This is a genomic window from Lyngbya sp. CCY1209, assembly GCF_055795065.1.
This window is the reverse complement of record NZ_JAYFER010000655.1, coordinates 19,912-30,025: the sequence shown is the minus strand read 5'-3', so window position 1 is coordinate 30,025 and position 10,114 is coordinate 19,912. Positions and strand designations below refer to the sequence as shown.

5 protein-coding genes are annotated in these 10,114 nt (G+C 45.6%); 1 reads left to right on the top strand and 4 read right to left on the bottom strand.

The genetic code is table 11. The annotated features are described in order from the left end of the window. Positions 1–398: 398 nt before the first annotated feature. From AC0QHF_RS27130 to AC0QHF_RS27115, 4 genes are all read right to left on the bottom strand, one after another. Positions 399–4,055 (bottom strand): helicase-related protein, encoded by a 3,657-nt coding sequence (locus tag AC0QHF_RS27130; protein ID WP_324707403.1) that lies wholly within the window; start codon positions 4,053–4,055, stop codon positions 399–401. 44 nt (positions 4,056–4,099) lie between these two features. Next, positions 4,100–7,117, bottom strand: coding sequence for a magnesium transporter CorA family protein (locus AC0QHF_RS27125; protein WP_324707402.1), 3,018 nt, complete (start codon positions 7,115–7,117; stop codon positions 4,100–4,102). 94 nt (positions 7,118–7,211) lie between these two features. Further along, positions 7,212–7,481: a YciI family protein gene (locus tag AC0QHF_RS27120; RefSeq protein WP_324707401.1), complete on the bottom strand. Its 270-nt coding sequence runs from the start codon at positions 7,479–7,481 to the stop codon at positions 7,212–7,214. Between the two features lie 424 nt (positions 7,482–7,905). After that, complete coding sequence (locus tag AC0QHF_RS27115; RefSeq protein WP_324707400.1) at positions 7,906–9,300, bottom strand: DUF1800 domain-containing protein; 1,395 nt, start codon at positions 9,298–9,300, stop codon at positions 7,906–7,908. Between the two features lie 163 nt (positions 9,301–9,463). Between AC0QHF_RS27115 and AC0QHF_RS27110 the strand changes: the two genes are divergently transcribed. Continuing rightward, positions 9,464–10,114: a TenA family protein gene (locus AC0QHF_RS27110; protein ID WP_324707399.1), complete on the top strand. Its 651-nt coding sequence runs from the start codon at positions 9,464–9,466 to the stop codon at positions 10,112–10,114.

Genomic DNA, 10,114 nt, shown 5'->3' with positions numbered 1-10,114 from the left:
TGTGGGGGCAACCTTATAGGGTTGCCCGTTTAAAATTCTGTTTAAAATTCTGTGGGGGCAACCTTATAGGGTTGCCCTTGTTAGAGGATAAATGGAAGCAAGCCATCATTTTAGATAAATAGGCAAGCACAGAGGCTTGCCCCTACAGTTGGCTATAGGATTGGCAAGCACTATATGATTGGCAAGCACTATATGATTGGCAAGCACAGAGGCTTGCCCCTACAGTTGGCTGTATGATTGGCAAGCACTATATGATTGGCAAGCACTATAGGATTGGCAAGCACTATATGATTGGCAAGCCTATATGATTGGCAAGCACAGAGGCTTGCCCCTACAGTTGGCTGTATGATTGGCAAGCCTATATGATTGGCAAGCACAGAGGCTTGCCCCTACAGTTTTTATTGATCAATTGGGTTGCTTTTCATGAGGATTAGATTGAGGACATTTAATTCGGTGGAGGTGAGGAGATAGCGATCGGTGAAAAGTTTCGATCGCATCTGTTTGAGGCTGTAGCTTCTGAAGATGACGAAGGGAAATTCTCGGTAGCGATCGCCGATGGGTAATACCTGTTCTGCGGGGTAGAGTTGGTGGATATATTGACTCAAAATGACGCGAAAATTGTTGTCTTCGTCTTCCGGTTTTTGGTCATTTTTTAACGGTTCATTTTGGAAATAGTCGCGGATGATGTCGCCGACGATAAACGCAAATAAAGGAATTGCATAATATTGGTCACTCCAGCGGTTGTGTTGTTCGAGTCGCTGGGTGCGATCGCGGGGTTCTTTGAGTTTATCGATCAGTGCGATCGCGCGTCCCATTAGCGATCGCAGGCTTTCCGGGTATTGGGAACTTTCCCGGATGGCGATCATTTTATTCCGCAGTGCGTCGGTGGCGTGGGTTTCGATTTCTGACAGCCGGATTTCGTAGGTTTCTTCTAAGTTTTGATTTTTGAGGGGAACCAGTAGCAGGCTGCCGAAAGTATGACCGGGTTCGATATTGCCGATATCCAGCAAATTATCCAGGCGATCGCAGCGTTTTTCAAAACCGTGATTGAATTGTTCTCGTAAATCTAAATAGGATAAATTTTGGCGTTTTTCGCCTCCATCCGGCCTCAGCAAAAATTCCCCCCGACTGAGGAGATTCTGGAGGCTATCATAAATTTCTGCTAGGGTTGTATTTTTACGGTTTCTATGATATTCTTTTTTTAACTCCTTAATTAGGGTCGCCAGTTGACCGGTCAGACTTTCGCCGGAGGCGGACAGGGACTTGCCGCCGATGGGAATGATTAAGAAATGATCCCGTCCGATTTTGCCATAACCGCGAATGCGGGTCATGATGGCGGTTTTGAGGATTAACAATAAGTTAAATAGGTTGAGAACGCTTTCTTGGATGGAGAGTTCGGGGTCGCTGTCGTCGCCGTAATAAACCGCGCGATCGCACAGATAAAACGTCAATTCTTTATCGGTATTATCCAAAGTTTGGGATTTTCCATTTTCCGAAAACTCTCCCCGACAGCGATAGATAACTTGGATGATTTCCATCAAGTTACTCTCGACTTGAAACTGGGGAATTTCCACCAAAATATGTTGGGATTTTGGGAAAGACAGACCTCGACTGGCAGAGGAGGTCATAAATACAACTTTGACGCGATCGCGATACAAACCGATTTCCTTTCTGTCAGATTCCGAAAGGTTGGCGTGCACTTCCAGATAATCTTCATTTTTGACAAATGGTTCCTGTTTTTGGATCGATTCGATCAACTGCTGTAATTTCTGTTTATTTTGAATATAAACCAAAATTTGACCCGTCCCGGGACGGCTGCGGAGTGCGTTGATATCGTCCAGAATTTGCTGTAAAATCGTTGTCGAGAGTTTATCTTTCTGTTTGAAAAATTTCTCTTCGTTAAATTTGACCGATTCGACAAATGCTTTATAAGTGATTGACAACTGTTTGGCGGGGTAGGAATTGGCGTTAATGGCGATCGCCGGCAAACGGTTGAACTTAAATTCTCGTTGGGACAGGGGAGGTATTTCCAAATCCGATACCCGGCGGAAAAAGATTTTGTCCGGTTCGGCGGACGTTTCGGAGAGATGCTGTGTGATCACTTCCGGATCGACGATGGAGGCGTCGGCGACGATGACTTTTGTGTTGAAGCCGTGGCGGCGATCGCTCAATTCATACTCGCCGATAATTTTCTTGATTTCACTCAAAAAATCCACGCCACTGTGATCTCCGGTAATCTCGTCGATCATGATAAACAGATGTTTGATGCGGCCGGAAATTTCCCCCATTTTTTTCGAGTTGACGGTTCCCGATCGCTTATTGTAGGCATCTTTAAAAATGATCCTGAAATTTTCCAGGGTATTGCGGCCGGTGGCGGTAATTCTGAGGGACTGAATGCAGGCGGTGGCGACGATATTGTTGGAGATGCGATCGTTGACGGCGTGGCGGACGGCTTCACACAGGGTTGATAAAACTCCAGGTCGTTTGTGGGGAGCGTTTTTGAGGCGGCTTTCGGTGATTCTTTGAACGGCATTTTGATGGGATTTGAAGGGTTTGGGAGGCTCGTTGAGATCGACAAAGGTGACGGCGTGATGGGAAAAATCACCTTGCTTTTGTTGGGATAAGTAATTGACCGCTTTGGCGGGTGCGTAATTGTCAATTAGGGTCGAGTTGGTGGTCATGCAAAACAGGCGATCGTCGCAAATTTCCTTGGTTTCTGGGTTCTTGAATTTCTCGATAATATCCAAATTGACCTGTTTGCGGGGACTGACATAAAAGAAGAGAAATCCTTCGTCGATGTGGGTTTTTAAAAACTCGACGATCGCGGTCGTTTTGCCGATACCGGGATTTCCGGTTAGAAAAATATAGGTATTATCGGAGGCGAGTGCAGCTTTCACCTTTTCTGCGTGGGGTTGTCTCAATTCCAAAGTGGAACTAAAGTGATCGATAATTTCGGTGTGTGGGGGGATGATATTGATGCGATCGGGTTGGATATGGGATAGCTTATCGATCCAGGCATTTCCGTCCTCAAAGCTTTTTTTCAGGTTGCGACGAATGGTCTGCAAAACCTGCTTTCTAGCCGTCGCGATTTCCTCGTCTCTGGGTTCATTTTTATAGATGTTGTTGCAGGTTTTCAGCAAATCCAGATGTTGGGAATGTTTCGGGTTGAGAGATATCGAACTAATGCCGCGATCGCTGTATCCCACCGCATTAATGATTGTATCTGTCTCGGAGTTGACGATGCCGACTTCCCGCAAAAAGCCATAAAAGCTGTAGGCATAACTGGCGGCTTGAATCAGTTTTGTACTTTCTTTGTCCCGTCGCTTGAAAGCGGTAAAGTAGTGTTTCAAGTTATCGGAAAATTCGAGATCCAGATCGGCATCCGTCCCGGTATCAAGTCGCAGCTTGGCAAAGGCACTTTTCGACTTCAGATAGCTAATCTCCCGCCACAACAGTCGCCGCTGGTTGACTAAATCTTTATCCTGTAAATCGAGGAGATCCTGAGTTTCCTTTACCGAAAAAACTGATAAGTCGATCGCCAATATTTTCAAAGTTCGCCGCCGTCGGAGTAACATCAGGGTATCGGCTTTTAAAAACTCCCCTTTTCCGCTGTATTTTTCCCGATATCGATTCAATTCAGAGGGAGCGATCGCATCTCCCAACTGAGACAACCACTCCGACACTTCCAGACTGCCATCTTTGGGATATTGTTTGATACTGTTGTCGCCAGAAAAACAGCATTGATAGTAAACGATTTCATATTTGGATACATCTTTTCCCAGCGATTCCACATATTCCCGAAAAAAGTTAAATCCCGACAGCCAACCTTTCTGGATCAAAAATAATCCCCATTTTTTCACCTTTTCAATATCCGCTGGATCGATAATATTCCCATCCTTGACGATTTGCTGTCGCATTTTGGGAAATCGCAAATTTTCGAGATCGCGACGATACAAATCGCCGAAATTGTGGGACAGTTCAATTTTGGCGATCGCCGCCAAAACTCCGATATTGAAACCCACCTCAAACAGCCGTCCCAAATTCTCCGCAACCATCAAAAAACCTCCTTCCTTACCGAGTAGCACAGCCATCCTGGCTGTCATTCAACTGTTTCAGAATACAAACTCGAATTGACTTCAGCCAAAAAAGCGAGGGTATTAAATTTGACATCTCCCCTCATGTGGTTAAATACCGCCTGTTTCCGCAACGACTCGTCACCGATGATGCGATCGTAGGGATCGAGTTTGAGCTGTATTCTTCCGGTATTTTTTTCCAATCGATAAAAGTGAAATAGCGTCAAATATTGGAGGATATCCTGTTTCAGAGAACCCTCTTCAATCAATCCCCGGCGAATCTCGCTATCATCGAACACTTTCGGATAAATATTCACCAGGGTAGAGTAAGACATGACACCGTTATAAAAGCGATCGTCCCCTTTTCCAACCGACAAACCATTAAACAGGTTGAAGAATAACACCACCTTATGACTTTCATCTTCCATTAAATTCAACAACTGTTCCGTACTGTTGAGACTGTAGGAACTCTCAGAAAGACGTTTTGATTTCTTGACATAGTATTTATTGAAAAATATGGGATACAGGTAGATGTCATCCAAATCGGCAACCAGGAATTTTATCAAGGTGGGTGACATGAAATAATACTGGCTTTCGTCTTGAACTTGCGTCAAGTTGAGATTGTCCGTGTAGGGAGCCTGAGCTACATATAAAAAGTGACGGTATCCCAGTTTTTTATAAAGGTAATCGACGGTATCTTTCAGGATAGACGGTTCGGCGTACAATTTGCGATCGCGATAATTGGCGGAAAAGGTTTTCAGCAGTTGCATCCGAACCGTACCCGAATTGTTGGTGATTCCCACCGCTTCGCCAAATAGAGTTAAAATTCGATCTTGGCGATCGCGATTGGTTCGCAACCCGTCACTTTCGACGCTCGACACCACAATTAAAGCCAACTTATCCAGGGGAGATGACGAATCCTGTCGCGGTAGAGATTCGGTAAATGTGAAGGTTCGAGGCAAAACTGAATAGAGGGAACTTAAAGCATTTTGTAATTTAAACCTATTGATGTCTTGAATACGGATTCCTTGGGAATTAGAGCGATATTTCTCGTTCAAAAAATGAGCAATAACTTTCGATAAATCCGCCATAAACTCCTCAGAAGGAGACGGTTTTTCCGATGTCCCTTCGTGAAACCGCAAAATTGGAACAAACACCATATATTTAACATCGTCGAGAAGTACCCGCAGCGTGATGTAAACCAGCAAGGACATTGTAAACTGATAAACAAAAGCCTGTACCGAGTTGAATTGATCTTTATCCAGGCGGCGGGGATTGTAGGGAAAAACGATACATTTAATGGCATTAAAATTTTTTCCCCTGGTTTCTTCACTCAGTTTACTATTGGGAACGAATAATACCGGTAACGCTCGCACTTTTTTTAAATCAGAGTAGGCAATTTTAAATTCCTCATGCTCTGTCGTTTGATAATAGCGGATATCTTCAATTTTGAGATGAGCGGGAAGCTGACACAACATCTGCTCGTCGGGGTAAGACTCGCCGATGGTGATGTACTGAAGGCATTTTTTCGGATTCTCTCTGACGACATCATTAAAGAACATTCCTTCAATCAGGCTATCAGGATCTCGTTTTAAGATGCCGCGATTGACGCCAATCTGAAGGGAGAAGTACCGGGGTTGTAGAATAGTTTTTTGTTCGATGAAACCGTGGAGTAACTTTTTGAGCCGTTTGATTTTGTGGCGGACATTTAATTCTTCAAATCTCGACACGAAATTTTTCAATAACCGGGTTTTTTTGTCCTCATCACTTCCTTTTAGGATGGGTAAAACTCGCTTTTCAAAGTTTTCGATAACATCATAGGTGAGTTCGGATTGGCGATCGTAGTTGGGATCTTCTGGATTTCCGTGGGTTGCAAACGCAAAATAGTAGAGAAACACCCACTTCAACAGTTTTCTATAAAACTTTGCGGAATCTTGGCTGACTTCTTCTTTATGTTCCGAACTCTCCGGATTGATCCGTTTCAAATGATAGTCGAAGGCTTTATCCCCGCCGCGAGCCTGAACGGGATTGTTAAATTTCAGTTTCAAGCCAAATGTAAAAGTGCGATCGCTGCCGTCGGAAGAGGTGGTTTCCCCCAAACTGTCGGTGACGATGGGAATGATGGGAAGGGGATCGAAGGCTTCCGATCGCGAAAAGACTTCCCGATAATTGATGGTTTCCCCGCCATAGCTGACATCATAATCGCCATCCTGCTTGTCAGGATTTCCAATATATTCCTCGATCGCTTTCAGTCGCCGAATCAAATCCTGCAAATAAACCAAATCGGGATGATCCTGGGTTTCCAAATTATCTCGCAGGTATTCCAAATAGCGAATTTTCGCTTCTTTTTTCAGTTTCCCCAAGGATTCCGTATCCACCACCCGCCGCAATTTGTAGAAGTCGGAATTGATATTTTCTTCTAAATCGTCGATTTGTTCTTCGATATCATCTCGATTGTTCTCAAATTCGTCTCCAAGTCTTTGTTCCAGGTGGTTTTTCACTCCAGCGATCAGATCGGCTTGAAACCGCGAGATATGGCGAACCGAAATCGTCAGTTTGTGGAATTTCAGCAAAGACTTGCTTCCCACATCATCCCGCCGCGTTTCCAACCCGGATTTCTGTACGGATGCAGTCGCCGGGAAATTATACAATAAACCGAGTTGGTTTGAACTTCCCCTCTGTAAATTTTCAAGATAGCTCTTGACAAATTGTTCGATACTCTCAAAATTTTGAGTTTGGACGCAATCCGATAGATTCTGTTTTAATTGATCTCGTATGTCGCGAATCAACCCCGGAAATTTTGGCTGAAAACTGGGACTAAAATTAACCGTTGCGGAACGAACTCGCTGACTGGAAGTGATGGGACTCTGAATTTTGGCAACAGCAATTTGAGTGGCGATCGCATCCAAATCGACGATCAGATGATTTCCATCTTTCGATATTTTAAACGGATTTTCCTGGCGAACTAACCCCAATATTTTTTGCAATATATCGCTGTAATCGACGGGTGCTAAATCGTCCGAACCCTGTTCTAAAACATTCATGGCATTCACTGATACCCTGCATCCCTCCAGTGTACTACGGGTAGACCCCGCAGGTCTACCCCCCAGTCAATTTTTTCTCAGTGGGTGAACCACCTTAAAACGCCTGAATCCACTCCTTAACTTCGTACTCCGTCCAGATGCCATTTTTCCAGTAGGGATCGTTTTCCACCAACTCCCGGACGGTGGCTTCGTCTTCAGCCTCGTAGATGCCGAAAACTTTGGTGGTGTCTTTGGTGGGACCGAGTGTCACCAAAACTCCCGATTCTTTTTGCTGCTTTAATCCGTCCAAATGTGCCTGACGGTGAGGTGCCCGCTTTTCGAGGACGTTTTCGCAGTAGCTTCCGAACATGATATATTTTGGCATGGCTATTGTTACGATTTAGGTCTGAATTCTATTTTATAGGATTGAGCGATCGCTGGCAAATACGACCATTTTTAATCCCGAGCAAATTCGGTCAAATATCCACATCAAAATAAGTTGAATATTCTCACGCGATCGGGAATTATTGCAGTCGCCATATCGGTTCACCCGCCTTGAAATAAATTTCAAGGCTAATAGCAAAAGTCCACTAAGCGTGGACTCGGTTCTGTTGTGTTATCATATCAAATCAGATTGAATGCTCGGAATAATTCAAAGTCCCCATCCCCCCCTACCCCCCCTTTGTAAGGGGGGAGTTCAAGGGGGATTTAGGGGGATCAACCGGATCTCATTGGAGCGAAAACCACTATAATTATCAAGGGATTTCTCCGTGTCCTCTGTGCCTCTGTGGTGAAATACCTGCCCTATTTCAATATCGCATAAATTCGGGACTTCCCAGTAAAATAGCACCCCTCAAGTTTTCCGGACTTTCTTCCAAAACTTGACGAGTTTTAGGCGATAATGTAATCCCCAAGGTTTCCCCCAACTGGTTGGCATCGACGGGATTTCCTTCGTGGAGTAACCCCCCCGCCAAAGGCACCGCCAAACTGCTGCGGCGAACCATCGTATCAGGATTCAACCAAGCCTGTTGAGTGTTTTTATAACCGTCGGGGGACGGACAGGCGTGCAGCGGCATTCCCAGTTGATTTAAAATGCCATTAATTGGGTTGAAATTGCTGACTTCTCCGATCGCACGCATAATAGAGGTTATATAACGATAGGGATTTTTGAATTTGGCGTTGTAATTCCTTTCATCCCAAAAATCTGTACTGTTAAATAGGGTTTTCAGCACTTCTCTGATCTCCCCACCCGTCTCCAAAAAGCGATCGCTCAAATCAACCACCACAGACTCGGGGGGTTCGTCCGCCACGAAAGCCTGGGCGAGTTTGTAGGCGATATTTTGGGCCGTAGAGGGGTGATTCGCCAACAGATCCAACGCCTCTTCAACTTCTTCAATCCCCCGTCCTTTTATCGTTTTTCCCAATAATATTTTATCATCAAAATCGTGGCGCGTTTCATCAAAATAAAATCCATCTTCATCTCCGGCGCGATCGCCCGGTTTCGGCAATCCCCAACCTGTCAAAATCCGCGCCAATTCCATCACATCTTTCTGGGTATATCCGCTATCAACTCCCAAGGTATGTAATTCCAATAATTCCCGAGCATAATTCTCGTTCAAACCCTTAAATCTCCCCGTCGCCCCCGGACTACCCGGCGCAGTATTTTGCCAATTATCGAGATAAAATAACATGGCGGGATGGTGTGCGATCGCCCCCAAAAGCGTCCGAAATTTACCGAAAACGTGGGGTCTGATCGCCTGTTCTTCGTAGGAACCGATCCAAATTCTCGCCAATCCCTGCATCCCGAAAACATTGAAATGATTGAACCAAAAATCTACCATCACTTCTTCCAACTCTCGGGGACTATGCAAGGCTCGAATCAGCCGTCCGAGTCTCACCTGATTAATAACTCTTTGCTGAAATTGTCGGCGAACTTTTTGCAGCGATCGCCGATCTAAATCCAGTTTTTTCGCCTCATTGACTATCCGATTTTGTTCAAATACAAGCTTTCCCGGTTGCCAGGGGAGCGTGTTCAACGGTTGCAGTTGCCGTTGCAGTTGTTCGGGTATCGGAATCGCCACCGGATTGAGCTGCGAGTTAATATATCCCGAAATCCCCGTCTTTTTAATGTCGTCAATTTGTCCTTGCTTCAACCCCAAACTGAGGCGGTTTGCGAGGTGGATGACTTTGCGATCGCTCATCATAAAACTCCCAATTTGATAGGATTAATTTGACCGGATTGGATAGTGATAACCCCTTCTCCGTGTCCTCTGTGCCTCTGTGGTTCAATTTAGGCCCGGATTGAAATTTGGAAACAATGATGCTAAAATAAACATTATATCAAAGTCAATCAAACAGACTGATTTAATGATATCTACTCAACTTTGGAATGCCCATCAGGATCTCGCCCGAGCCTGCTTAAATCATCCCTTCGTCCGGGGCATCGCCGACGGCACCCTCCCCGAAACCTGCTTTCGCCACTATATTGGACAGGACGCCTTTTTCCTCGGTTCCTTCGCCCGCGCCTACAGCATCGCCGCCGCCAAAACCCCCGATTGGGAGGGTTTCCGAACCTTTCACGCCCTCGGAGATGGAGTCTTAAAAGAACTGCAACTGCACGGCAGTTATGCTCAAAAATGGGGAGTCAACCTCGCCGGAACCCAACCCGCGATCGCCACCCGTCGCTACACCGACTTTCTCCTCGCCACCGCCTGGGGGGGAGATGTGGGATACATCACGGCGGCAATGATGCCCTGTCTGCGATTGTACGCCTTTTTAGGACAACAACTCGCCGCCCCCGAAATTCCCAAACATTCCTATTCCGACTGGATCGAAACCTACAGCGGCGAGGACTTTGAAGAACTCGCCCAACAATTGGAAACCCTCGGCGATCGCTATATTTGCGATCGCGCCGGAGCCGAAAGCATCTACAATTACGCCATGCTGTGCGAACGGGACTTTTTCCAAGCCGCCTGGGAAGCCTTTTCTACCTCTCCCGCTTCGCAAGGGGGAGACTGA